Genomic DNA, 25,443 nt, shown 5'->3' with positions numbered 1-25,443 from the left:
CCACGTATAATTTATGTAAGTTATAACCTACTAACGAAAGTCCTTACAGACTTACAATTCAGTTTATATTTATTAATTTTGCTGCTTAAACCATTCTACACCCGAGTATAACGAACAGGCGAAGCAAATTATATACAAATACGTTAGCCGTAATTAAATCAATAAAAACAGTAACATTAAAAAATGACCCGTCCTGAATAAAGGCTACATAATTTTAAAAATTATGTACAAAAATTACAAAGTAATCAGACGGTATTCAGAACCTTTCAAACTGAAAATTTTAGCCGAACTTACAACCGGAAAACACACAAAGAGCGAACTTTGCAAACTCTACTCCATTGCTACTACAGCCGTAAATGAGTGGATTAAAAAGTACAATCGTAAAGACTGCACTGTCCTGAAATATGTATACAGTAAAGAAACAAACTTAACTATCATACTAAACTTAAATATTTTTTCATTAACTTTGTTGACTAATCAACATTTAAATGTATGAAAAAATATGTATTTACAGATTCGGTAGGTTATTTAACCACTACCATTTCACGCATATTACAACAAAAACTACTATCTAGATTTAAAAACACAGGGTCTAATACAACTCCCGAACAATGGCGTTTATTAGTAGTAATCTCTAACGAAGGAGAAATGAATCAAAGCCAGCTAGCAGAACTACAACATAAAGATAGAGCTGCAATAAAACGATTAATAGATCATTTAGAAAAAAAGAACCTAGTAACTAGAAAATCTGGAAAAGATTCTAGATCTCATACCATTGCATTAACCGAAATAGGTAAAAAGGAGGTTGAGGTTTTTACAAAAGCATCTAGAGCCACTGTTGAAGATGCATTAAGCTGTTTTACAGACACAGAAGCAAAAACTCTGAATCAACTATTAAACAAATTACTAACTCACATTAAATAAAAATTTAAAGCAATAGTTGACTAGTCAACGTTTGTTAAAAAGAAAATATGAATAAAAGCAAACCATTAGAAATAACCTTGCTCTTAGCAAGTATGCTAACCATGTTAGCAAATGCAATAATTGTTCCTTCTTTGCCTGCAATAAGTAGTGCCTTTAGCACGGTAGAAAATGTGGAAGCTTTAACAAAATTAATGCTCACTCTACCAGCTCTTACTATTGCTATAATTGCTCCTTTTACTGGACGTATTATAGACAAACAAGGAAGAATTAAAGTTTTAATCATTTCTTTAATTATTTATACACTTGCCGGAACCTCTGGGTTTTGGCTAAATGATTTATACCTCATATTGTTTGGTCGTGTTATTTTAGGGCTTGGAGTTGCTGGTATTATGACGACCTCTACCACCTTGGTTGGTGATTATTTTGAAGGAAAAAAAAGAGAACATTTTATGGGCTTACAAGGCGCATTTAATGCTCTTGGTGGTTTACTTTTTATTCCTGCTGCAGGTTTTTTAGCAGATATTAATTGGCATTACACCTTTTTAGTATATGGTTTTGCTTTTATTGTTTTACTATTGGTTCCTTTTTATTTACACGAACCCAAACATCATCTAAAACACATAGAAAAAGAATCCAATTTAAAGTTAGGTAACCAAATTTGGCTTGTATACATCAGTTCATTTTTAACGCTACTTTTCTTTTATATCATACCCGTTCAGCTTCCTTTTTTACTAAAAACCTTTACTGGTGTTAGTGCAAACTTAGTAGGTATAGCTATTGGAATAATGATGATATCTTTAGCAATTTCTGCCATACTTTCTAAAAAATTAAGACAACAAATGAGCTTTTTAAGTATGTATATTTTAGGGTTTATATTAATGGCTTTGGGGTATCTCATTATTGGTTTTAGTTCAAGCTATCTTATAGCAATAGCTGGTGTTGTTCTAGTTGGTTTTGGTATTGGTTCGCTTATTCCCAATGCTAATTTGTGGATAATGTCGTTAGTACCATCTACACAACGAGGAAAATACATTGGTAAATTAACAAGGTTCAATTTTTTGGGAATTTTTATGTCTCCTATAGCCATTCGACCTATACAAAATGTCTTAGGACTTCAACATAGTTTCATAGCCGTTAGTGGTCTTTTATTGGTGCTTTCCATTATCTATTTTATCATAACAATAAACACATCCAAAACAACTTGAAAAATTCAAAAAAAAATACAGGAAATACCAATAAAACACGTGTCATTCTAGACTTGTTTTTCTTTATCTTAATGATTGCTGTACTTATACCACAAAGTACAGGAATCGCCATACATGAATGGTTAAGTTTTATAATCTTAATACCTTTCTTTTTACATCTAATAATTAATTGGAATTGGATTGTAAGCTATTCTAAAAATCTGTTCAAAAAGCCATTACGAAAAACCAAGTTCGATTACTTTTTCAATTGGGTTTTGTATATAGACATGCTATTGGTAACCGTTTCTGGTATAGTAATTTCTGAAGCTGCTTTACCTGCAATAGGCATCCATTTTAATATTAATCCGTTTTGGACTACAATTCACAATGCATCAGCAACCCTATTTATTGCCCTTTTAGGAATTCACCTCGCTTTACATTGGAAATGGATTGTAAAAACACTTCAAAAATTAAAGTTCCTATCCGATTTGCATCATATAAAACAAATCACAACAATATTTCGTAATCGTAAAACAGCATTCCTAATTCTTATCGCTCTTAGTATTATTCTTTCCCTAGCAATCTGGCTCCTAGAATTTACAAATTGGGCAGAAACCATAACACATAACAGTACGCCAAAAATAGCAGAAGAATCAAAAAAACCAGCTATACAATGGTTAATTTATGTACTTCCGTTACTAAAAGTAACTGTCTTTTTGTGCGTTCCTGCCGTTTTAACAAGAGTAATTATTTATTTAAAAAAAATTAAAAACTGAAAATTATGGCGCTCATAGAAAACATCATCAAAAAAATAATGGATAATGGCGTAATTATATCCAAAGAACAACTCTCCAAAAGCGTTTATAAAATTGAAATACAAAGTGAGGCTGTAAAAACAATAGATTTTGTACCAGGTTGTTTTATTCGATTAGGAGTTGGTATTGGGCAAGACGCTAGCTCAAAAAAAGACATGGTAAGAAGCTATTCTATCTGGAATATAAATAAAGCCAAAAACACATTTAGTCTAGCCATAGCCACCCATAGCAACGGCATTGGTGCACAATGGGTGAAAGACTGTATGGCTGGTGATACTGTTTATTACAAAACAAAAAGAGGAAAATTTACCGTAGATACTACTGCAGATAGCTATTTAATGATTGGTGACCTTTCTGCATTATCACATTTATATATCATCAATAGAAATTTATCTAAAGATAAACAGGTAGAAAGCATTATTTATAATAAGAATATTACAGAATTATACGCAGATATAGATAATGAAAAACCATTTAACTTTTATAGTATAGAAGACAATAATACACAAGAAATTATAGCCAAAATAGAGCATTTATTATCGCAACTTAAAGGTGTGAAAATGGCATATATTGCAGGGGATAGTAGGGTTTGTATTGCTGTAAACAACTATTTAAGGAAAGAGCTTAAATGGAATACCAAACAAATTAAAACGAAACCATTTTGGAATCCTGACAAAAAAGGATTGGAATAAAAAGTCCATACCTCTAACTTAAAATATGTATAATTCATGGCTTAGTTTTAACCAATTTACTAAAATCATCGAGAGCTTTCTGTCTAATTTTTGTTTACTAAATTAGGTACTTAAACGCGCCACTAATTATACACAAACCCCTTGATTATAATAAAAAACAAAATATGAGAATCGCAATTACAGCAGCAAACGGTCAATTAGGCACTTCCATTGTTAATAAATTAAAAAAGGAAATTGGTAAAAGAAATATTATTGGGATTGTTAGAACACCTGAAAAGGCTACTCACCTTGATATTGAAGTAAGAAAAGGAGATTACAATAATCGTGAAGATTTTAATAAAGCCTTAAAAGGAGTTGAAACGGTTCTACTAATTTCAGGTATGGATGATCCAAAAAAAAGGATTCAGCAACACAGGAATGTAATTGAAGCTGCCAAACAAAATGGCGTCAAAAAAATAGTATACACCAGCATTATTGGTGACGAAGAAAAAACCACTTTTAGCCCAATAGTAAGAAGTAATCGTCAGACTGAAAAAGATGTCAAGGAATCAGGTTTAAATTGGGTAATTGGAAGAAATGGAATTTACATTGAACCCGATCTTGAATATCTCGACACTTATCTAAAAGAAGGAGAAATTAGAAACTGTTCAGGTGATGGAAAATGTTGTTATACTAGCAGAGGAGAATTAGGTTTTGCATATTCACAAATGCTACTTCAAGACAGACATAACGGACAGACCTACAATTTGGTTGGTCAACCAATATCCCAGAACCAATTAGCTACACTTATAAATCAGGTTTTCAATACCAATTTAACATACAACTCTGTTTCAGTAAAGACTTATGAGAAAGAAAGAAAAGAAGAGTTAGGTGATTTTATTGGAACTATTATTGCTGGCATTTACAACGGAATTAAGATTGGTGTAAATGATGTGAAATCTGATTTTGAAAAAGCAACAGGAAGACCTCATAAGCCCATCATAGAGATTATGAAGGAGTTTAAAGAGAACTAAAAAACTATGCCATGCCATACAATATCCATACGCAATACCCTTCAAGATACTCCGCATAGCCAATTCGTTAAATGTTAAAGCAAGTTTGCGGATTGGAAAAATTCTGATTTATTTTCCGATTTTTATTTAGAATTTTAAGTAAGTTAATTCAAAAAACGGTAAGTATGCCAGATAAAGGTAGATTTGAATATCGATAAGGAAGTGCAAATGGTACTGAATTTAAAATTGTATCTTTGGAAACTGATATGCCTACAAATTCTTTTGCAAATGGTTACGTTTTTACGGCAATTATTATAGGTTATAGAGATTGAGCAAGTATGATTTTTAGAAGTACTATTATTACTATTAAGCGCAATTAATTTATTTACTGAAAATTTCTTTTTAATGATAGTATCAACAATAGCTGCAGGAAACCCTAAATAAACACCTAGTAACTAATTTGAATAAACTAGTAAAACAGAAATACATTTCATCTAGAATATTCAACAATTCAGAGATTAAAAATTTCAGTACTTAAAATATATATTGACTTTTGTAAGTAAACACTATAAGTCACTATCATAATGAGTATGAAAAAAACCAAAATATTTAGAGTAATTTTATTTGTTAGTACTATAACTTCAATGTTTTTTGTTCCATGGATATTAGTTAAAGCGTGGATACTCCCTTTACCAAATACAATTCAAGAACAAATGGATGAAGCCATTGAACATGGATTTGACGGAATGATTGTTTATGTAGATCAAGGCGGCAAAGCTCCGTTATTTTACGCAAGTGGATGGAAAGATAGAGACAACAAGATATTGGCCGATCCAAATTCATTATTCAAAATTGCTAGTATAAGCAAGTTATATACAGCTGTAGCCCTTACTAAATTGGTTAAAGAAAAACGTTTGTCTTTTGATAAGAAGCTAACAGATTACCTACCAGAATTAAAAGGAAGAATAGAAAATGCTCAAGAAATTACACTAAAAATGATGGTTCAACATCGGTCTGGCATACCTAATTTTACCGATAATCCGGCATACTGGCATGACGAACAAAAAAATAGTCAAAATGCCCTCGACTTTGCATTAGATCTACCTACTAGCTTTGCACCAAACCAAGGATATGAATATTCCAACACCAATTATTTATTACTTCGCAGGATAATGGATAATGTCTTAGGATACAACCATAATGAATATATTAAAGAAAAAATATTAAAACCTTTAAATCTTAAAAACACCTTCTTTTCAATTACAGAAGTTAACCTAGATAATGTAATGAGTGGTTATTATGTAGGTTTTGATGAAGACTTTAAAAACCAAGAAAATGGCATGTTAGCTACAGCCCAAGATGTTGGCATATTTTTAAGAGCCTTAAATGATGGTTCCGTATTTGAAAAGGGAGAACAAGAAATTTATCCCTACGAACACAACCACGGAGGTTTAGTTATTGGTTACCAAAGTCTTGCATAATATCACAAAGATATTGACACTATTGTTGTTCAGTTTATCAATACCACAGATTTTGAAGGTTATGAATGGAATTTATCGGAAATTACAATTAACCGAATTGTGAAAATTATCAGGAAGAAAACTAGAACAACACCACATATAAATCCTAGCTAATCCACTCTTATTTATAAAAATCTAAACAGGTTTTCTATTCTATTTTTATTTGCTAAATTAGTTCCCTACACATACAACGTATCATATATAAAACCGTAACACTTAATATAATAAACCACTATAAAACATTAGAGAAATCAACATGAAAGATGCTGAAGAAATAAATATAAAAAGCCAAACAGAATGGAGAGAGTGGTTAGAATTAAACCACATAAAAAAGGATTCGGTATGGTTGATTTTCTACAAAAAAAATTCGCCTAACTATAACCTTAGTTGGAGTGAATCTGTAGATGAATCGCTTTGTTTTGGTTGGATTGACAGCACAAAAAAAACAATTGATAGCGAACGATATAAACAATATTTCTGCAAGCGAAAACATAAGAGTAACTGGTCTAAGGTTAATAAGGAAAAAGTTAAAAACCTGATTAACCAAGGGTTGATGACAGAAGCTGGTTATAAAAGTATCGAAATAGCAAAAGAAAATGGCTCTTGGACTATTCTTGATGCTATTGAAAACCTAGAGATACCAAAAGCTTTAGAGCAAGCCCTTAGAAATGAAAAAAATGCAACAGCGTACTTTGAGAGCTTATCCAAATCAGTAAAAAAATCACTGTTATATTGGGTGGTTTCAGCAAAGCGAGAAGCAACTAAATCAAAAAGAATTGCTGTTATTGTTGAAAACGCAAGCAAACAGATGAAACCCAAACAATTTAGATAAAAACACCTTACAGCGTTTCATAAAATCCATTACCTGTTCCCTCCTAGTTCCTAAATTCAATCAGACTTTATATTCGCTTTTATTTGCTAACTTAGTTGCTGAACTATATAAACATAAACTAGATTTTTTCTAGTAATTCCATAAATACCTCATGAATAATAAAACCATATATGCCATTGGTGTAATAGGCATAATTATATTTGTTAGCACCTGCGCTATTGGTGGTTTATTAATAGAAAATTACAGTATTACTAGCCAATATATAAGTGAAACCTATGCTATAGATACAATCTATGGATTATGGTTAAGAATTTTAGGTTATATACCGAGCGGTATATTATTTACGCTTTTTTGCTTTCTTGGTATCAAATATTTCCCCGCTTCTAAATTAATAAAAATTGGATTCCTGGGTGTAGGACTATTCTATGGTATAGGAACTATTATTGTTTCTATATTTCCTTGTGATAGTGGTTGCAATCCTGAATATATAAATCCTAGTATTTCGCAGGTAATACATAATGCATCAGCTCTATTTGTTTACACTTTGGTTCCTATAAGTATTGTAATAGCAGGTATTGGCTTTAGAAAATTTGAAAAGTACAAACGTCTTTCTATTTCATCTGTTGTTTTAGGAATGCTAAGTGCTGGTTTTGTTGTTTTATTAATGTCTAATCTAGAATCAGATTTTTTAGGCATATATCAACGAATTATTGAATTATTAATTTTGACCTGGATATTCGCTTGCGCCTTAAAAATAAAACACGCTACCCATAACAGGTATAAGGTTTGACATATATCTAAAAATAATAGTTTATTTTTCATGCAATTACCACCCTAATCCTGTAGATTTCTTTTTACGGTTACAAAAACTGAAAACCAAGCATTCAATCAATTTAGGATGATTAATCTGAATTAAAAAAACGACATTTAGCCAAACTTACACCAAACCGTTGGGTGTATGCAAAAGACTAAACACCAATTAAAAATTTGACTATGAATAACATGTGGATATTACTAATTGCCCTTGCCGTTTTCTTGATCATGAATGCTACCTACTACGTAAGTATGAAAGGTTACGCCAAAGAAACTTTTGGAAAAAAATGGTTAAGCATTTGGGGAAACAAGGTTTGGTTCTGGCAAAGTTCAATTTTTGTTAGTACGGGAGCAACCGTATTAATAATATACCTTTTAAAATGGTCTAACCTTATAAGCTTTTAGAAACCTAATAGCACCATGACACCTTGTTCTATGTGCAAACGGACATACATAGGAAACAAGCCCAACACGCTTTAATACTTTTAGGAATAAAAGAAGTAAAAACCGACACACAACAATGCCTAAGTGCTGTTATAGCGAAATGAACAACATGTAAATTCTTTCAAAATTGTTAAAACCTATGCTAAATAGAAAATAATTATTAATTTACATCATAACAGATGGTTACACAAACCCATTAGCATCAATTTGAAAAACATAAAGCATGAAATCCATATTTATAAGTGTCATTTTCACTTTAATAGCAACTACGGGAATTGGCCAAAACAAAGCTTATATTGAAACAGAAAAAGCAGTAGCAGATATTAATTATATGATTAAAACCATAGAAGAAATTCACTACAATCCTTACTTTAAAACTAGCAAAGAACAATTTAACCAATACAAAACCGACTTATTAAGCACTTTTAATAAAGATTCCATTTCACTGAAACGCTTTGTAACAACCGGTATGAAACTATCGGCCCTTATGAGTGGCGGACACACCTCAATGGATTGGCAAACTAATAACATTCTACCCGAATTAATGGAGTACAAATTCATTCCATTTACGGGTAAACTTTCCAATAATAGTCACCGCCTAATTGTTACGCGTTCTGCTAGTCAAAATATAAAAAAAGGCAGCGTAATTACATCCATAAACGGAATAGATGTATCTGAACTTTACAAAGAATGCATGAGCTATATTGGCGGTATTGAATCTTTCAAAAAAGAGTATACCGAGCAAGTATTTCCGCTATATTTATTTTTTACAGATAAGGTTTCAGCGCCTTACACCGTTAAACTCTCCAATACAGATAAAGACATCGAATTACCTGGATTAGATATTTCAGGCCTAAATACTTTGATCAATCAAAATCAAGAAAAAGAGAATTATATTTTCGATATCGTTCAGGGTAATATTGGACTTATTACTTACAATAGCTGTACGGATTATGATGCCTTTAAAATATTCCTAAAAGAAACATTTACAGAAATTAAGACGAAAAACATTAACAAACTCATAATAGATATTAGAGAGAATTCAGGAGGTAATTCGAGTCTGAATGATTTACTACTTACTTACATCACCACAAAACCATACAGACAATCAAGCGGCAGGTATTGGAAAGTTAGTAACCAAGCCAAAACCAGTTTTAAAAATAACCCGGAGTATGAAGAACTTTTTGGAAAAGATTTTATTGAAAAATATGAGGCAGCTGAAAATCAATCCATAATTGAATCTTTTGACGATGCATTAATGCACCCCACTAAACCTGAAAACTATTTTATAGGAAAAACATGCGTTTTAATTGGCCCTAGTACTTTTTCTAGTGCTAATTTTTTAGCTGATGCTATAAAAACATTTAAACTAAGCACTTTAATTGGGTCGGCAACAGGTGAATTAACCAACGACTTTGGTGAGCAAATAAATTTCGCACTTCCTAACTCTGGAAACTATGTGTATGTAAGTTCTACTTATGATATTGGAGCAAATGGCAACCCAGATATTTTTGAACCTGTTTATCCAGATATTGAAACCAATAAAGATGCACTTGAATACGCACTAGATTGGATAAAATAAAAAGTGACTCACCATAAAATATTACAGCATAACAATAACACATCGTTCTGGGTTCTTGCCTAGGTTTAATTGAAACTTTTCTTGCTAAGCTATCGATTATTTAGCATATTACCCTACACACGAACTGAAACAGCTCGTTTACGCATTCAGACTTTTGTGAAACGATCTGAAATTGTAGCTTCGTTACATACATTACGAATCGAATAAAAAAAATACTATGAAAAAAATTGCAATATTAGTAACTATCGGCCTGTTATTCATACAAGGCTATTCACAAGAAAAAAACTTTATAGACCAAGCGTATCTAGAAACTACAGCAACTGTTGACACCTTAGTTGTACCAGATCGCATTTATTTATCAATATTAATAACTGAAAAAGATACAAAAGGTAAAACGTCTGTTGAAGAACTGGAAAACCGCATGCATACGCAACTAATCGCTTTAGGGATTGACACAAAAAAACAACTGAGCCTTTCGGATGTTACAAGTAATTTTAAAAACTACTTTTTAAAAGGTAAAGAGGTCTTAAAAAATAAAGCATACACCCTATTAGTGTATGATGCTGAAACTGCCGGAAAAGTAATTGTTGCACTAGAATCCATAGAAGTTTCTAATGTGCATTTAAACAAAACGGAATATTCTAAAATGGAAACATTAAAAATAAACTTAAAACAAAAAGCTGTTCTTAAAGCAAAAATGCAAGCAGAATCCATGTTAAAACCCTTAAATCAGAAAATTGTAAAAGCACTTTATATTTCAGATTTAAACGCGCATGTTTCTAATTTTTATCAAGCTCGTACAACAGGAATACAAGTAAAAAAGTATAGTTCAGATAATGCTGAAGGCTACCAACCAATTGATATTGAGTTTGAAAAAATAAAAATTGAAAGTGCAATTACCATAAAATTTGCTATTGAATAAAACCAAAGCAGGACAATGTGCTTAAGCAAGAGCTTCTCTGCGCTTACTTGGAAATTCCTTCAGAATTTCCAATGATTCATTTTAGTTTACTAAATTAGTTGCTAAAACACGTAACGTAATCATGTACAAACACATTATGTAATAGCATATTTTAATTTTTTAAACCCCAAAAGCACCATGAAAAACCTACTTTTTCTACTTTTATTTATCTCATTACATTCCCATGCACAATATTATAAAGCCAAAATTTTAACCAATAATGGCCAAATTAAAGAAGGATTTGCAAAATTACCTTCTAATGAAATGTTGAATGGAAATATAAAATTCAAAACCTCAATGGACGGTGAGGTACAAAAGTTTGAAGATGAAAGTATTTTCCAAATTATGTATACAGCAGAAACAGGAACTCAATTTTTATTCGAGTATAATGAAGCTGTACATTTATTTAAGTCTTTTGGAAAAGAATATAAAAAATCTAAGAGCGGTAAGTATTGGATGTTACTAATTCATGCTAACGCCGTTTTAAACGAATACTCATTAGCTCAAAAGTATAAATTGGATAAAAAGGGACGGATGATTTCTATAACAGGAAACAATTCGTTTTGGTCTACTATTTATTTTCTTTTAAAAATGCCTGATGACGAAGAAGCTTCCATAGTTAGCGGAAAAGGCTTTTCGCATGGAATGGTTAGGAAAGCAATGGCCATATTTTTTAAGGATAATCCGGAGTTTGTAGAACGTATTGAAAATAAAGAATTCAAAAAAGCAAATGTGAGTGATGTTGCAGATGCCTATGCCGAATATTTTAATTAAAAACAAAACCAGCTATAAATAATAATCAGATGATAAAACGCTTACTGCATATCACCATAATGTTATTTACGCTATGCTGGGCTTCCTGCAATATTCCAAAACAGTCTAAACCAGAGACTAACTTAAAACCCGATACAAACTCAAACAAAAATCAAGACACACTAAAACCAAACACCTATAATGCGCCACATAGTATTTTGTTTTCAGATAGCAATAACCAAATTAGTCAAGTTATAAGAACCATATTTCAAGACAGTAAAGGCAACCTATGGTTTGGTACACAAAACGGTACATTTAAATTAACGGACAACATATTAATTTCTATTGATAACATAACGCATCAAAACGGCAAAGGTGTGACTATAAAAAACATAACCGAAAGTACGGACGGTAAAATATGGATAGGCCATTCCGGTGGCGTAAGCAGTATTGCGGGAGATACTGTAACAAATTACTACGAAACGGATGGATTAATTAGCAATGATGTTTGGTCTATTACTGCTATTAAAAATGGAGAAATATGGATTGGCACACGTAATGGCATTTCAGTTTTTAATGGTGAAACGTTTTCCCAATTCCCCCTTCCCGAAGGAGAAATCGATCCAACTTTAGGGGTTTCAAGTACTAAAATGATTCATAGCATATTAGAAGATAGCCAAGGAACGCTGTGGTTTTGCACCAATGCTGGTCTTTTTTCTTACACTAATAACACCCTTACTAATAGCTCAAAGAAACTAGGAATTCAAACCAATTTTATAAATGATATTATTGAAGATACTTCTGGCAATTTATGGGTATCAACTAAAGTAGGACTGTATAAAATTACAGAAAATAAAGCTGTAGACATTACAAAAGATAAAGTTGAAACCGGAAAAGGTATCGGAAGCCTAGAACTGGATCAAGATGGTAAGTTATGGTTTGTTTCAAACCAGCATGCTTTATATACCTATGATGGAAGTCATTTGGTGGAATTTCAAAAATCATCTACTAACAAAGGTCCCGTAGTGTTTCAAATTTTCAAAGACCAGGATAATCGTCTTTGGTTTGTTGGCTTTGATGGTGCGTTTAGACTAGAAAATGACACTTTTGTAAAGATTAATAAAAATGGCCCTTGGTAAAATAAAAAAAACGAACAGCAAGATTTTCAAGCAGTTTCCCTAATTTAACGCTTTAAAATTTCTGGTAATACTAATAGCACATCCAAAAAACGAAATAAACCAATCATAAAAAATTACAAGCTCCTTATAACTACCAAAACCCTCCTACTTACCTAAAATAACATTGTGCACCTCTCTAAATGTTAAAAACATGAAACGAACGTTATTTATTAAAAAAAACATTAATGAAAATTTTCACTATCCTTTTTTGCTTTTTTACAAGCATTTGTTTGGCACAAAAAACAATACGAATTTGACTACTTAACTAAATACGAAACAAACTTATACAAAGATTCTATTCAGACTGAAAATGAACATCTAAAAAACTCAAAATACTACAATTACTATTTAACAAATTCGAAAAACAATAACTACATAGCTATTATTTCAGAAAAGGACAGCTTAAATTACAGATTGGTTTTTAAAGATAATATAAACGGACTTTTAGCTGATGTTGTATTCTTAAAAAAGAACTTTCATAAAGCTGAATTTATAAACATCCTGTCTGAAAATGTTGGATCAGGAGCTAAACCTCATGACTTTCATGATAAAAATCAAGACTTTTTCATTCTAAAAGATACAGTCATTAATAATAAAGTTTTTAAAAGGTATAAGTTAAGTGTTGTTAACGCTAGAAGAGCAAAAAAATATAAATTAGCTTCACAGTATTATATCATTGATAATTCTACTGATTTTCACCTTCCTATATTAAATTCTGAATCTTCTTATAACGAATGGAAGCGTCATAAAAACATACCAAATGGCATATATTCAGAGCTATATTCTATAAGCTACTTTGGGAAAGTATTCCATCATATAAAGTTACAATCTATAGAAAAAATTGATATAAAAATTATAATTAAATAAACGTTTTAAAGCAATCACACATGTTTTTTTTGCTTTACAACACATTAACACACTCTAAATAAAACAAGAAACCCCCTTTACATACAGCAACTAAAACAGACCTCAACGTTTGCTAGTAAAACACCTAACTAAAGCTTAAAAACGGTTAGTTGCTTAATCACAAATTTGTATCTTTAAGAAAACCTTACAAAAATGAAAAAATTAAGCTATTTACTGTGTATTGCCATTGTTGTAATTAGTTGCAAAAACACGGCTATTGTATATAACGATCCCATTCCGGAGCATGATAGTCTAACCATTGATTCAAAATTTGTTAACGAAACCCGTGTTATAAATGTATGGACACCTCCAAATTACCAAGTAGATACTACTAATTTTCCAGTTTTGTATATGCCTGATGGAGGAATAAAGGAGGACTTTCCACACATAGCAAATACCTTAGAAAAACTCATACTAGAAAAACAAATACCGCCTTACATCTTGGTAGGTATTGAAAACACAAAAAGACAACGAGACTTAACAGGTTATACAGGAGTAGAAAACGATAAAGAAATAGCTGACGAAACAGGAGAGTCTGCCAACTTTAGAGCTTTTATAACCCAAGAACTTATTCCTAAAATAAACAGTCGTTATAAAACAAGCGCCAAAAAAGGCATAATTGGGGAATCTCTAGCAGGCCTTTTTGTTACTGAAACCTTCTTATTACAACCGGCTAGTTTTGATTTCTATATAGCTTTTGATCCTTCATTATGGTGGAATAACCATAATTATGATATAAACGTAGAAACTTATTTAAACAACCTACCAAAAACACAAACAAAAATATGGTTTGCAAGTTCTGACGTTGAAGGGATGCAAGAAGCCACTCATAATTTAGCAGAGGCTTTTAAAAAAGTAACTCCAAAGAATAAGCTTATTTGGAAATATTCCGATGAACCTGACGAAGCTCATCATACCATTTTTAGGGCAGCAAAAGAAAAAGCCCTTATATGGACGCTTAATGATTAGCAATAAAACAAGTAGCTTAATAATGATTGAAAAGCACTTTTTAAAATATTAGGCTAAAACTTAATCTTAAATAAATCTTCACAATATAATCACCTATATTGGTAATCATAAATAATTTTCAATCACGGAATCTCCCCAATCTGCTATAGACTGAATTAAAGGAATTAATGTTTTTCCAAAATCGGTTAGCGAATATTCAACTTTCAATGGCGGTTTAGATGTATATACTTTCCTGCTAATTAAGCCATCTTCTTCCAGGGCTTTCAGTTGCAAACTCAGTGTACGTTCAGTAACCGTTGGCATTTCTTTTCTTAACTCATTATAACGGAGTGTCTTTTCCATTAAATGATATAAAATTACGGTTTTCCACTTCCCTCCTATAATCCCCATGGTTAAACTGGCACAACAAGGATATTGCTTACCTCTAAAATTCAACATGTTTTGTTCTGCTTTCTTCATATAATTTATACTATCCTTTTTGACCGTTATTGCAAATATATAATACAATACTTAAGTTTGCAACTATAAAAAGTATAGTAATTAAAAATCAAAATATTATGAGTTTAAAAGACACCCTAAACTGGAGGTACACAACCAAAGAATTTGATCCGACCAAAAAAATTTCTGACACAGATATGGCAGAAATAAAGAATTTATTAAGAATGAGCCCTTCAAGTATTAACCTACAACCTTGGCACTTTATTATTGCTGAAACAAAAGAAGGAAAAGCAAGAATGGCCAAAGGTACTCAAGGATTTTTTCATTTTAACGAACCTAAAGTAACGAATGCTGCTGCAGTGGTATTGTTTTGCGCTAAAACATCTGTAGATGAACCGTACTTAAAACATGTTTTAGAAACAGAAGACCAAGCAGGAAGATTACCTACTGAAGATATAAAAAACGGCTTGTTTGGCGCAATGAATGCGTTTACAAATATTCATAAATACGATTTAAAAGATATACAACACTGGGTAGAAAAGCAAGTGTACTTAAACATAGGAAGTTTTTTATTAGGTCTAGCAAGCTTAAAAATAGACGCAACACCAATGGAAGGTATTGATGTAAAAGCTTTAGATGAAGAGTTTGGATTAAGAGAAAAAGGTTTTACTGCTTTAGTTGCTGTTTCTTTAGGCTTTAGAACCGAGACAGACTTTAATACAACCGATAAAAACCCGAAGGCTAGGCTACCTGAAAATGAAATTTTCACTTCTATTTAATGATACATATCTGTCTTAAGCTTGCTAAGACAGTTTATAACAGTATATAAAAAGGTTGTATTGCAGTATAACAGCTGGATAAACGTAGTATTTATCATATAGTTATAAGATAGCTATACAACCTTTAAAAAACCTGTTTTTGAGACAATAAAACCTTCAAACGGTTTAAAAATAACTTTCAGTAAAACAAAGAACCGAGCCGTGTTAACACGGTAAGAGTTTATAGATCTTGGTAAAATAACAGTGTGTAAACATGTAAAAGCTAAAAAACTTAGTATTGTGTAGTAAGAATTGCTAGAATAAAAGTAATTTTAAAAACAAAACAAAAACCCCCTGTTTGTTCCCAAATGACTCATAACCAAAAAAACATCTACATCATTACGGGCGTATTATTCTTAATAACCGCTGCTGTTAATTTAGAAATGCCGCTCTTTAGAGTCTATACAGAAAATGAAAACTTTGGAGTAGGTATGGTGGGCTTTGCTTTTGCCTCTTATATTGGTGGGCTTCTTCCTACAGCCTTATTATTTGGTGGGCTTTCAGATAAAATTGGAAAGAAAAAAGTACTCACCATAGCACTCATGCTATCTACTCTTTCTATTTTTATCATTAGCTTATACCCTAATCTATATGTATTATTTGCATCTAGAATAATAGTTGGTTGTGCTGTGGCCTTATCCATTTCAACAGGTAGCAGTTTTCTTTCCGATATGTTTACAAATCATAAGGAAACCAAATCCTCAAATATTGTTGCTTTGGCTACAGCTTTAGGTTTTGGTAGTGGTGCTTTATTTACAGGTATTTATTTAGCGTATTATACAACTCTGGTACCACTAACCTATTGGATTCTATTATCCATTTCTGTTATCTGGTTGGGCATAACAACTACTTTACCTGAATCGCAATTCGATACCGGTAAGAAAATGATAAAACTACCATTGTATCCAAAAGGCGCTTTAAAATACAACCTGTCTGTAGCCTTATTTTGGGCCGCTACAGGTGTGGTTATAGCCATAATTCCTTCGCAAATATCTAAATTTAACCTTGGTGGTTGGAGTGGTTTATCATTGTTTTTAATAAATGGAACAGGCGCCCTATTTTTACCAATAGCCAAACGTTTTTCTGTAAGAAACTGTATGACCATTGCCTATACGTTATTACCAATTGGCTTTTCCGCTTTAACCTATGGAAGTATTAATGGTTATTTAGCATTTGTCCTATCTGGCTGTGCTATTATTGGAATGGTAGCTTACGGCTTTGGTTATTTTGGCACACTGAAAGGTGTTTCATTACTTAATCCTGAAGAAAAACCTAGAGTGGTTTCTGGATATCTTTTATATGGGTATTTGGGTTTTGGTGTTCCTAGTATTATTTTAGGGCTTACTTCCGAAAAGTTTGGTACTGAAAACTCCTTAATTGGTTATCTGTTTTTTACTATACTTGCTATTACAGTTTTACTCCTCTTTCACTTTTATAAGAGAAAACAAAGCCCAATTCAATTACCTGAATAAAAACAACCTTACACCAATACTATTTCCACAGAAGCCTTCTATAAAACACTTATACAACAAATACAAGTTAAGTACACACATGGTAAAACTTAGCTCCTTTTTACTCACAAGAAAACCCTTCCTATAAAGTGACGACATAAATTCACCGTATAAAAAGGGTTTTACAAACTATATTTTATTAGGTTTAGAAACCTGAAATTTCAAACTCGATGTACTTAAATGTACTTCTTGCATATGTGAAGTTAGTATATACAACACCATAGTAGTACTCACCATTTTCCCATGCTTTACCTCCTGTAATTGGAATAGGACTTGGAAGCGTATTATCTTCCGTTGCACCTATTAGAAGCGGAGCACCATAAAAATAATGGTTGTTATAATCTTCATTGTAACTGTTATTTAATGTACGAACAGTGTCATAACCTGTATGTTCAACAATTTCTGTTACAATAGCTTTAGAAAAATCGATAGCTTCTATATTTTCTGGCTTGTGGTTATAACTCTTCTTTATTAATAAGCCATACATAATACCATCACCTTTAATAGAACCAATTCCAATAGAAGACCAAATACTTTCATCTTTCAAAAAGCCTGGGTTATCCGTATCTCTAAACTCATCGTTATTATAGAAATTATTAAATCCACCTACTCCATTCACATCTATTTTATCTACTCCAAAAGTTCTTACGTATGGTTCTACTTCAGGATAATCCGTAGAATCTATTAAATTAACTTCACGTACTTCTTCTGTTACCGATCCATTCTTTTCTATAACTGTAATAATGTAGTCATATACACCTCTAGGGGCATCATCTTCTATACTAAAATGCTGATGAATTCGAGCATTTTTAACACCATCGTATTGATCATCCCAAACAATTTCAAAAGACCATTCATGATCGTAAGTCTCATCACTTCTTTGCTCGATATTTACTTTTACTACATTTATTAAACTTTCTACTAAAACTTCAGCGTTAAAGTGAAAATCATCACCAACAACACCTAATCCATTATCACGCAGTCCTACTTCCACATTGTATATATCCGCCTTAGCTAATACACCAGTTGATTCTACAGCAGCATCATCACTACTACAAGAGTTGAATCCTAGTATTACTAATAAAATTATTAGGTTTTGCTTTAAATGTAATTTCTTCATTTCTAATTTGGTTTACTTAAAAAAAATAAGTTATATAATACATTTTCTGTCACTTATAGCCCCATTTTTAATATTTCCTAACCCTATTAACAACTATAACTGTTCGAGTTTGAAAAAATAGCAATGAAAACCTTATTGCAACAGAGATGCAATTATACTACTTACTATTTAATTATCCTATGGAATTATAAAATATTTAAGTTTTGACAATAACCATCAACAAAAGCCCAATTATAAAGGATACACAGACAAAAGAACCCTGTGCTTTCAGAAAGAAAAAGAAAAATTAAAGAAACATTTCAGATTATAACAGCCAGAATATAAAACAAACATCTTAATAATTACAGTTTGGATTTACTAATAAGCTAGATTACAAAACTAAATATTTATTGAAAAGAGTTTATTCACTACAGGCATCACAATATCCCATTAATAGAATATTGGAAGAAACAATTTTATGATTTTTTATAGCTGGTATTTTGACATCCACAGATAAACAAGATACCTTATCACAGCTTAAACACTGAAAATGGGGGTGTTTATCTATATGGTGATTTCCTGAACATCCGTTACAGGTAGCATACCATTTTAAACCATCTTTTCCGTTAAAAGAATGGATAACACCATCAGCTTCAAGTCTATCCAAGATACGATAAACAGTTGTTTTATTCATCTGGTCTTTTACCAGTTCTATCAACTGAATAACCGATTTAGCTTCTTTTGTATCTTCAAAAAACTGAAGTACTGTGTTTACCGATTTTGTTTTTCTAATAACACCCATAAACACAAATTTAAAGCTACTAAGTTGTATTAACAAATTAAATTACCCTTTAAGCAACTAAGGAACTCTAAAAGTACTCACTACCACAAGCATCAATACAAACCGAATACCTACCAACAACACACCATTTATAAAGCAATTGTATTAAATAAACTTCAGGTATTTATAAGGGAACTCGTATTAAATACAAAGCACCAATACATATACCACGCATCATGATTTTTTTTAATTCCGATATAACACCTTTATACGTATCAAAAAACAAAGATTTAAGTTTCAAAGCACGCTTAAAAATAACGACTCTTACAATAAATACCAATTAAAAGGCTTTTAAACCTTTTGGTATAAGTTGACTCTTTTATAAAGACTACTTCCCAATACAAAAATTAGCAAATATATTTCCAAGCAGCTCATCATTGCTAACACTACCGGTAATTAAACCAAAATGATACAAAGCTTCACGAATATCAATAGCCATTAGGTCGCTAGATAAATCGGTATCTAAACCATACTTAACTTTTTGAATCTCTTCAAAAGCTTTTAACAACGCATCATAATGTCGCGTATTAGTAATAATCGTCTCATTATTCCTTAATGCTCCCGTATTAACCAGATTCAATAACGTATCAGTAAGCAGCTCAACACCCACATTATTTTTAGCTGCTAATAAATGTATTTCCGGAATAGCTTCTTGTAGCGCTTGAATTTGATCCGGATTAATCTTATCAATTTTATTAGCAATTACTATCAGTGGCTTTAAAGGATATTTATTTTTAATCTTTTCAAGTTCCACCTTAAATTTTGTCTGTTGCTCATGAAAACTCGTAGCGTCTATTAAGTAAATTACAACCTGAGCTTGTTCAATTTTCTCAAAAGTTTTTTTAATTCCTATATTCTCAACAACATCTTGAGTTTCCCTAATTCCTGCTGTATCAATAAAACGAAACCCCATACCACCTATGGTTATTTCATCTTCAATAGTATCACGCGTGGTTCCTGCTATCTCAGAAACAATAGCACGCTCCTCGTTTAATAACGCATTTAATAAGGTAGATTTCCCAACATTTGGCTCTCCAACTATCGCTACCGGTATACCGTTTTTAATAACATTACCTACAGCAAATGAATCTATTAACCGTTTTAAAACAACCGTTATACGTTCAATTAGTTCTCTAAATTGTGTCCGATCGGCAAAAGCAACATCTTCTTCAGCAAAATCCAACTCCAACTCTATTAACGAGGCAAAATTGAGCAATTCTTCACGTAGTTTGGCTATTTCACTAGAAAACCCACCACGCATCTGCTGCATAGCTATTTGGTGAGAAGCTTCATTATCACTAGCTATCAAATCGGCTACTGCTTCTGCCTGACTTAAATCAAGCTTCCCATTTAAAAATGCTCGAAGTGTAAACTCACCTGCATCGGCCATTCTACAACCTTTACGTAATAATAATTGTATAATTTGCTGCTGAATGTAGTTAGAACCATGACAGGAGATTTCCACCACATCCTCTCCCGTATAGGAATTCGGATTTCTAAAAACAGAAACTAATACTTCATCTATTTCACGCGTATTATCAACTACATGACCTAAATGTATGGTATGCGTTTTAACACCCGATATTTTTTTGGTTTTTGTAACCGATTTAAAACAGGATTCGGTAATAGGTATTGCTTGTTTCCCTGACAAACGTATAATAGCAATAGCACCAGCTCCAGAAGCTGTAGCAAGTGCAACAATGGTATCGTTTTGATTCATACCGCAAAAATACTAAAATACATATAGAAATCCGTAAAGGTATATTAGCTAATTCTTAACAGATTATTTTGTTCTATCTTGTATATTTGTAAAAACTAAAAAAATTAATAATGATTAAAAAACTTCTATTACTCTCTTTAATTGTTTTTGCGGTTTCATGTAAAGACGAAGCTTCAAAAGAAGGGTATGTTCTTAATGGCTCTATTGATAAGGCTGCAGACGGCGAAATAATAAGACTACGTAATGGCGATTTAAAAGCACCAGAATTTAACGACTCTACAGTTATAAAAAATGGGACATTTACTTTTAAAGGTAAAGTTCAATCGCCCGATTTATTCATTTTAGCAATTGATAAAGCTCCTGGCGGTATTCCAATTATTCTTGAAAACACAGAAATAACGGTCAATGTTAATAAAGATAGCATCCCAGGCTCTACGGTTTCTGGTAGTCATGAGAATGACATCTTTAATGTTTTTAAAGAATTATCTGATCCGCTTAGAAGAAAAAATCAATCCATGGGACGTGATTTTATGGCTGCTAGAACAGCTGGCGACACGCAAAAAATGAATAGTATTCAAGCGCAATTTAAAGTTTTAATGGATTCAACAAACCAACTAAATATTGACGCTATTGAAAAACATAACGATGCTATTACGAGTGCTGTTATTCTTGAAAATTTAGTAAAAACAAAAAGTGTGGACTATGCAAAGGCTGATGAATTAAACGCTGCTTTTACAGAATCTGTAAAAAATAGTCGCGTTGGTAAATCGCTTACCGAATTATTACAAACACTACAAGCTACAGACATTGGAAGTACTGCTCCAGATTTTACAGCACCTAATCCTACCGGCGAAATGGTTTCACTAAAAGATATTAAAGGTAAAGTAACTATTATCGATTTTTGGGCTGCTTGGTGTGGACCTTGTAGAAAAGAAAACCCGAATGTGGTAAATGTTTATAATAAATATCACGAAAAAGGATTGGAAATTATTGGTGTTTCCCTTGATGGTAATCCAAGACAAGCTAACGCTAAAGACGAATGGATAGCAGCAATTGAGAAAGATAATTTAACATGGCACCATGTATCTAACTTAAATTATTTTAATGATCCTGTTGCTAAACTTTATAACATTGAATCTATTCCCGCTACCTTTATTTTAGATAGCGAAGGAAAGATTATTGCTAAAAACTTAAGAGGTCCAGCTCTTGAAGCAAAAATGGCTGAACTATTAGATTAAAAAATATCAGACCTTATAAAAAAAAAGCCTTTCAGTAATGAAAGGCTTTTTTTTATATAGCTAAAATGAAACTTAAAGCTTTCCTATTTTCTTTAATACAAACAATAAAATTATAGGTAATGCCAATAAGCCAATCATCAATAAATTTTCTTTAAACAACCAAGGAGCTACTAATAAGGTAATAGCGTAGCCTCCAATAGCGCCACCAAAATGTGCATCGTGCCCAATATTTCCAACCCTATTTTTCATACCGTAAATAGAATATAAAAGATAACCAATACCAAAAATATAAGCCGGTATAGGAATCGGAATAAAAAACAAGTATAGACTCATGTTAGGCTGTAATAAAATGGCCGCATAAATAATCCCCATAACAGCACCACTTGCGCCTACAGCACTGTAATGATATTCATTTTTATGAAAATACAAGGACAATAAATTCCCCAATAACAGACTCCCTATGTACACTACTAAGAAATAGAAACTCCCCAAATATGCAATAACAACATGAGCAAAAAAGTATAAGGAGAACATATTAAAAAATAAATGAGCCGTATCTACATGAAGAAATCCGGAGCTAAACATGCGTAATTTTTCACCTTTTATAATAGCGCCCACTTGAAATTTATACTTTTCAAAAAAAGCTAAATCACCAAAAGCTTTAAAGGATATTAACACATTGGCAGCAATAATCACAATAGTTACTAAACTTAAATTGCCCATAAATACTAAAGTTTTAAATAGAATATAACATATATTTGTAGCTGCAAATTTAAACTTAATTCATGCAATTTCTTGCTTATATTATTATTTATCCCATTTTGTGGTTGGTATCTATCTTACCATTCCGATTATTATACGCCGTATCAGATGGTTTATTTGTTTTAATCTACCATATTTTAGGTTACAGAAAAAAAGTTGTTAAGGAAAATTTAAAACTAGCATTCCCTAATAAAACAGACGCCGAGTTAAATAAAATAAGAAAAAAGTTTTATCACCATTTATGTGATATGGTTATGGAATCCATTAAATCTATGACTATTACCGAAGCAGAAATGCATAAACGTTTTAAGTTTACGAATATTGAAGTTCTTCAAAACCTTGAAGCTGAAAATAGAAGCATTGCTTTAATGTGTGCTCATTATGGTAGCTGGGAGTGGATTTTTGTACTGCAAACCTACATGAAAAACAAAGGCTATGCCATATACAAACGACTGGCAAACAAACACTTTGATAAACTTGTAAAACGTATTCGCGCTAAATTTAACAGTCACCTTATTACCACTAAAGAGAGTATTCCCATTCTTTTACAATCTAAAAGAGAAGGCAAACTAACTATTTGTGGTTTTGTTTCAGACCAATCTCCTAAAGCCGAAAAAGCATTTCATTGGAATGACTTTATGGGCATTACGGTTCCGGTACATACAGGTGCTGAAATGCTAGCAAAAAAACTAGATATGTCTGTCGTATTTTTTGGAGTTAAACGTTTAAAACGCGGATACTACGAAACAACTTTTGAAACCTTAGCCTACCACCCAAAAGAGTTTGAAAATTATGAAATTACCGACAAATTCTTAAAGCTGGTTGAAAATCAAATAAACGAAGCTCCAGAATACTATTTATGGACACATAAGCGTTGGAAACATCGTGACAAAGTACCTCCTTCTTATCAAAAATAAAACCTAAGATTCTTTCTTATAGTTGAAACCAATCAGAAATAGTTGCATCCAGTTCTGCTGCTTGCTCCTGCCCTAACGATTCATGTATAAACTCATTAGTCGCTTTATTATAGTGGTATGCCTTAGCCCATTCTGTATGATTTTCAGCTAATAGCTGAATGCTTTCACAAACATATTTAATCTCCGCATTGGTAGTTGTTGGATGTATAGACATACGAATCCAACCTGGTTTACGCGTTAATTCGCCTAATGAAATTTCTTGAGTTAACGCATTCGATGTTTTCTGATCTACATGAAGTAAAAAGTGCCCGTAAGTTCCTGCACAACTACATCCACCACGTGTTTGAACTCCAAATTTATCATTCAGTAATTTAACCCCTAAATTATAATGTAAATCATCAATATAAAAAGATACAACTCCCAGACGGTCTTGATGTTGACCTGCTAATATATGCAAATTAGGCAGGCTTCCCAGTTCGCTAAAAACAGTTTGTAATAGCTCGTGTTCGCGTTGCAACATATTGGACACGCCCATTTGCTCTTTCAACTTAATAGCTAATGCTGTTTTTATAGTTTGTAAAAAGCCTGGAGTTCCACCATCCTCACGATCTTCTATGTTATCAATATATTTATGCTCACCCCAAGGGTTTGTCCAACTTACGGTACCTCCACCCGGACAGTCAGGCACCATATTTTTATATAATTTTTTATTAAATATTAGCACTCCCGATGTACCAGGGCCACCAATAAATTTATGTGGTGAAAAGAAAATGGCATCTAAAGCTTTAGTATCGTCCTCGGGGTGCATATCAATATCAACATAAGGAGCTGAACAAGCAAAATCAACAAAACAAACACCGCCATGCTTATGCATTAATTGTGCAATGTCATGATGCGGAGTTTGTATCCCTGTTACATTAGATCCGGCTATTACAGAAGCTATTTTAATTGTACAGTCTTTATGTTCTAATAACAACTTTTCTAAATTTTCTAAACTAAACAAGCCATCTTCACCTGGAGGTATAACAATAACCTTAGCTATAGTTTCCAACCAAGTTGTTTGGTTGGAATGATGCTCCATATGGGAAATAAAAACCACTGGACACATTTCTTCTGGAACTTGCGTGTGTTTCTTTAAGTTTTCAGGAACTTTTAACCCTAAAATACGTTGAAACTTGTTAACCACACCCGTCATACCATTACCAGAAACTATAAGAACATCATCATCATTTGTGTTCACGTGGTCTTTAATAATATGGCGCGCTTCATGATAGGCTTTAGTCATAGCCGTACCTGACACCGTAGTTTCGGTATGTGTATTAGCTACATAAGGCCCAAAAACATTACAAATTTTTTCTTCTATAGGGCGGTATAAACGTCCTGAAGCTGTCCAATCTGTATAGATAATCTTCTGATTCCCAAAAGGAGATTCAAATGTCTGATCTACACCAATTATGTGCTTTCTAAACTGACTAAAATACTGCTCTAAATCTGTTGAAACTTCCGTTGTTGTTTTTGTACTAATCATGCGTGT

General features: G+C 32.2%; 23 protein-coding genes and 1 pseudogene. 18 read left to right on the top strand and 6 right to left on the bottom strand.

Features of this window, described 5'->3' with window-relative positions:
* The first annotated feature begins 492 nt into the window (after positions 1–492).
* From ACW5R3_RS06580 to ACW5R3_RS06515, 14 genes and pseudogenes are all read left to right on the top strand, one after another.
* The gene (locus tag ACW5R3_RS06580; protein WP_456578793.1) at positions 493–924 is read left to right on the top strand and encodes a MarR family winged helix-turn-helix transcriptional regulator; all 432 of its coding nucleotides are present in this window, start codon (positions 493–495) and stop codon (positions 922–924) included.
* Positions 925–971: 47 nt separating this feature from the next.
* Entirely contained in the window at positions 972–2,129 is a 1,158-nt protein-coding gene (locus ACW5R3_RS06575; RefSeq protein ID WP_456578792.1) for an MFS transporter, read from the top strand.
* Positions 2,126–2,884: a DUF4405 domain-containing protein gene (locus ACW5R3_RS06570; RefSeq protein ID WP_456578791.1), complete on the top strand. Its 759-nt coding sequence runs from the start codon at positions 2,126–2,128 to the stop codon at positions 2,882–2,884. Before ACW5R3_RS06575 ends, ACW5R3_RS06570 begins: the two co-directional genes overlap by 4 nt.
* Positions 2,885–2,889: 5 nt before the next feature.
* Positions 2,890–3,615: a siderophore-interacting protein gene (locus ACW5R3_RS06565; RefSeq protein ID WP_456578790.1), complete on the top strand. Its 726-nt coding sequence runs from the start codon at positions 2,890–2,892 to the stop codon at positions 3,613–3,615.
* A 164-nt stretch (positions 3,616–3,779) separates the two neighbouring features.
* A complete protein-coding gene (locus ACW5R3_RS06560) occupies positions 3,780–4,628 on the top strand; it encodes an SDR family oxidoreductase (protein ID WP_456578789.1) in 849 nt (282 codons plus the stop codon).
* 563 nt (positions 4,629–5,191) lie between these two features.
* Positions 5,192–6,241 (top strand): annotated as a pseudogene (locus ACW5R3_RS06555) (serine hydrolase domain-containing protein).
* A gap of 142 nt (positions 6,242–6,383) precedes the next feature.
* Positions 6,384–6,959, top strand: coding sequence for a YdeI/OmpD-associated family protein (locus tag ACW5R3_RS06550; RefSeq protein WP_456578788.1), 576 nt, complete (start codon positions 6,384–6,386; stop codon positions 6,957–6,959).
* 151 nt (positions 6,960–7,110) lie between these two features.
* On the top strand, positions 7,111–7,749 hold the full coding sequence (locus tag ACW5R3_RS06545) for a DUF998 domain-containing protein (RefSeq protein ID WP_456578787.1): 639 nt from the start codon (positions 7,111–7,113) through the stop codon (positions 7,747–7,749).
* A 690-nt stretch (positions 7,750–8,439) separates the two neighbouring features.
* Positions 8,440–9,798, top strand: coding sequence for a S41 family peptidase (locus tag ACW5R3_RS06540; RefSeq protein ID WP_456578786.1), 1,359 nt, complete (start codon positions 8,440–8,442; stop codon positions 9,796–9,798).
* A 217-nt stretch (positions 9,799–10,015) separates the two neighbouring features.
* Positions 10,016–10,720 carry an SIMPL domain-containing protein gene (locus tag ACW5R3_RS06535; protein ID WP_456578785.1) on the top strand — a complete coding sequence of 235 codons (705 nt, stop codon included), beginning with the start codon at positions 10,016–10,018 and terminating at the stop codon, positions 10,718–10,720.
* A 177-nt stretch (positions 10,721–10,897) separates the two neighbouring features.
* Positions 10,898–11,533, top strand: coding sequence for a hypothetical protein (locus ACW5R3_RS06530; protein WP_456578784.1), 636 nt, complete (start codon positions 10,898–10,900; stop codon positions 11,531–11,533).
* A 29-nt stretch (positions 11,534–11,562) separates the two neighbouring features.
* Positions 11,563–12,651 carry a ligand-binding sensor domain-containing protein gene (locus tag ACW5R3_RS06525; RefSeq protein WP_456578783.1) on the top strand — a complete coding sequence of 363 codons (1,089 nt, stop codon included), beginning with the start codon at positions 11,563–11,565 and terminating at the stop codon, positions 12,649–12,651.
* 453 nt (positions 12,652–13,104) lie between these two features.
* Positions 13,105–13,557, top strand: coding sequence for a hypothetical protein (locus ACW5R3_RS06520; RefSeq protein WP_456578782.1), 453 nt, complete (start codon positions 13,105–13,107; stop codon positions 13,555–13,557).
* Between the two features lie 192 nt (positions 13,558–13,749).
* Positions 13,750–14,565 carry an alpha/beta hydrolase gene (locus ACW5R3_RS06515; RefSeq protein ID WP_456578781.1) on the top strand — a complete coding sequence of 272 codons (816 nt, stop codon included), beginning with the start codon at positions 13,750–13,752 and terminating at the stop codon, positions 14,563–14,565.
* 105 nt (positions 14,566–14,670) lie between these two features.
* On the opposite strand, the gene ACW5R3_RS06510 is transcribed toward ACW5R3_RS06515, so the two are convergent.
* On the bottom strand, positions 14,671–15,003 hold the full coding sequence (locus ACW5R3_RS06510; protein WP_456578819.1) for a winged helix-turn-helix transcriptional regulator: 333 nt from the start codon (positions 15,001–15,003) through the stop codon (positions 14,671–14,673).
* A 119-nt stretch (positions 15,004–15,122) separates the two neighbouring features.
* Here ACW5R3_RS06510 and nfsB point away from each other — a divergent pair, with 119 nt between their 5' ends.
* Both nfsB and ACW5R3_RS06500 read left to right on the top strand, forming a co-directional pair.
* Complete coding sequence (gene nfsB / locus ACW5R3_RS06505) at positions 15,123–15,782, top strand: oxygen-insensitive NAD(P)H nitroreductase (RefSeq protein WP_456578780.1); 660 nt, start codon at positions 15,123–15,125, stop codon at positions 15,780–15,782.
* 347 nt (positions 15,783–16,129) lie between these two features.
* The gene (locus tag ACW5R3_RS06500; protein WP_456578779.1) at positions 16,130–17,293 is read left to right on the top strand and encodes an MFS transporter; all 1,164 of its coding nucleotides are present in this window, start codon (positions 16,130–16,132) and stop codon (positions 17,291–17,293) included.
* 184 nt (positions 17,294–17,477) lie between these two features.
* Here the strand turns inward: ACW5R3_RS06500 and ACW5R3_RS06495 are convergent, their stop codons facing one another.
* The 3 genes from ACW5R3_RS06495 to mnmE all read right to left on the bottom strand — a co-directional run bounded on the left by ACW5R3_RS06495 (position 17,478) and on the right by mnmE (position 20,992).
* Positions 17,478–18,452, bottom strand: a complete 975-nt coding sequence (locus ACW5R3_RS06495; RefSeq protein WP_456578778.1) for a DUF4625 domain-containing protein — start codon at positions 18,450–18,452, stop codon at positions 17,478–17,480.
* Between the two features lie 400 nt (positions 18,453–18,852).
* On the bottom strand, positions 18,853–19,233 hold the full coding sequence (locus ACW5R3_RS06490) for a Fur family transcriptional regulator (RefSeq protein ID WP_456578777.1): 381 nt from the start codon (positions 19,231–19,233) through the stop codon (positions 18,853–18,855).
* A 367-nt stretch (positions 19,234–19,600) separates the two neighbouring features.
* Complete coding sequence (gene mnmE / locus ACW5R3_RS06485; protein WP_456578776.1) at positions 19,601–20,992, bottom strand: tRNA uridine-5-carboxymethylaminomethyl(34) synthesis GTPase MnmE; 1,392 nt, start codon at positions 20,990–20,992, stop codon at positions 19,601–19,603.
* 110 nt (positions 20,993–21,102) lie between these two features.
* Here mnmE and ACW5R3_RS06480 point away from each other — a divergent pair, with 110 nt between their 5' ends.
* Positions 21,103–22,230: a redoxin domain-containing protein gene (locus ACW5R3_RS06480; protein ID WP_456578775.1), complete on the top strand. Its 1,128-nt coding sequence runs from the start codon at positions 21,103–21,105 to the stop codon at positions 22,228–22,230.
* Positions 22,231–22,302: 72 nt separating this feature from the next.
* Here ACW5R3_RS06480 and ACW5R3_RS06475 read toward each other — a convergent pair whose 3' ends face one another.
* The gene (locus ACW5R3_RS06475; protein WP_456578774.1) at positions 22,303–22,953 is read right to left on the bottom strand and encodes a rhomboid family intramembrane serine protease; all 651 of its coding nucleotides are present in this window, start codon (positions 22,951–22,953) and stop codon (positions 22,303–22,305) included.
* A gap of 62 nt (positions 22,954–23,015) precedes the next feature.
* Between ACW5R3_RS06475 and ACW5R3_RS06470 the strand changes: the two genes are divergently transcribed.
* Positions 23,016–23,909 (top strand): lysophospholipid acyltransferase family protein, encoded by an 894-nt coding sequence (locus tag ACW5R3_RS06470; RefSeq protein ID WP_456578773.1) that lies wholly within the window; start codon positions 23,016–23,018, stop codon positions 23,907–23,909.
* A gap of 16 nt (positions 23,910–23,925) precedes the next feature.
* On the opposite strand, the gene ACW5R3_RS06465 is transcribed toward ACW5R3_RS06470, so the two are convergent.
* Positions 23,926–25,437, bottom strand: coding sequence for an aminotransferase class V-fold PLP-dependent enzyme (locus tag ACW5R3_RS06465; protein ID WP_456578772.1), 1,512 nt, complete (start codon positions 25,435–25,437; stop codon positions 23,926–23,928).
* Positions 25,438–25,443: the final 6 nt, after the last annotated feature.

Source organism: Algorimicrobium bowmanii (genome assembly GCF_054031195.1).
This window is presented reverse-complemented; position numbering and strand designations above follow the sequence as displayed.

Bases quoted from the DNA above. Each gene is read 5' to 3' on its own strand.
- ACW5R3_RS06560 (WP_456578789.1), top strand. From the start codon at position 3,780: ATGAGAATCGCAATTACAGCAGCAAACGGTCAATTAGGCACTTCCATT.
- ACW5R3_RS06535 (WP_456578785.1), top strand. From the start codon at position 10,016: ATGAAAAAAATTGCAATATTAGTAACTATCGGCCTGTTATTCATACAA.
- ACW5R3_RS06545 (WP_456578787.1), top strand. From the start codon at position 7,111: ATGAATAATAAAACCATATATGCCATTGGTGTAATAGGCATAATTATA.
- mnmE (WP_456578776.1), bottom strand. From the start codon at position 20,992: ATGAATCAAAACGATACCATTGTTGCACTTGCTACAGCTTCTGGAGCT.
- ACW5R3_RS06580 (WP_456578793.1), top strand. From the start codon at position 493: ATGAAAAAATATGTATTTACAGATTCGGTAGGTTATTTAACCACTACC.
- ACW5R3_RS06575 (WP_456578792.1), top strand. From the start codon at position 972: ATGAATAAAAGCAAACCATTAGAAATAACCTTGCTCTTAGCAAGTATG.
- ACW5R3_RS06480 (WP_456578775.1), top strand. From the start codon at position 21,103: ATGATTAAAAAACTTCTATTACTCTCTTTAATTGTTTTTGCGGTTTCA.
- ACW5R3_RS06490 (WP_456578777.1), bottom strand. From the start codon at position 19,233: ATGGGTGTTATTAGAAAAACAAAATCGGTAAACACAGTACTTCAGTTT.
- ACW5R3_RS06525 (WP_456578783.1), top strand. From the start codon at position 11,563: ATGATAAAACGCTTACTGCATATCACCATAATGTTATTTACGCTATGC.
- ACW5R3_RS06540 (WP_456578786.1), top strand. From the start codon at position 8,440: ATGAAATCCATATTTATAAGTGTCATTTTCACTTTAATAGCAACTACG.
- ACW5R3_RS06470 (WP_456578773.1), top strand. From the start codon at position 23,016: ATGCAATTTCTTGCTTATATTATTATTTATCCCATTTTGTGGTTGGTA.
- ACW5R3_RS06495 (WP_456578778.1), bottom strand. From the start codon at position 18,452: ATGAAGAAATTACATTTAAAGCAAAACCTAATAATTTTATTAGTAATA.
- ACW5R3_RS06515 (WP_456578781.1), top strand. From the start codon at position 13,750: ATGAAAAAATTAAGCTATTTACTGTGTATTGCCATTGTTGTAATTAGT.
- ACW5R3_RS06510 (WP_456578819.1), bottom strand. From the start codon at position 15,003: ATGTTGAATTTTAGAGGTAAGCAATATCCTTGTTGTGCCAGTTTAACC.
- ACW5R3_RS06530 (WP_456578784.1), top strand. From the start codon at position 10,898: ATGAAAAACCTACTTTTTCTACTTTTATTTATCTCATTACATTCCCAT.
- nfsB (WP_456578780.1), top strand. From the start codon at position 15,123: ATGAGTTTAAAAGACACCCTAAACTGGAGGTACACAACCAAAGAATTT.
- ACW5R3_RS06465 (WP_456578772.1), bottom strand. From the start codon at position 25,437: ATGATTAGTACAAAAACAACAACGGAAGTTTCAACAGATTTAGAGCAG.
- ACW5R3_RS06475 (WP_456578774.1), bottom strand. From the start codon at position 22,953: ATGGGCAATTTAAGTTTAGTAACTATTGTGATTATTGCTGCCAATGTG.
- ACW5R3_RS06565 (WP_456578790.1), top strand. From the start codon at position 2,890: ATGGCGCTCATAGAAAACATCATCAAAAAAATAATGGATAATGGCGTA.
- ACW5R3_RS06500 (WP_456578779.1), top strand. From the start codon at position 16,130: ATGACTCATAACCAAAAAAACATCTACATCATTACGGGCGTATTATTC.
- ACW5R3_RS06550 (WP_456578788.1), top strand. From the start codon at position 6,384: ATGAAAGATGCTGAAGAAATAAATATAAAAAGCCAAACAGAATGGAGA.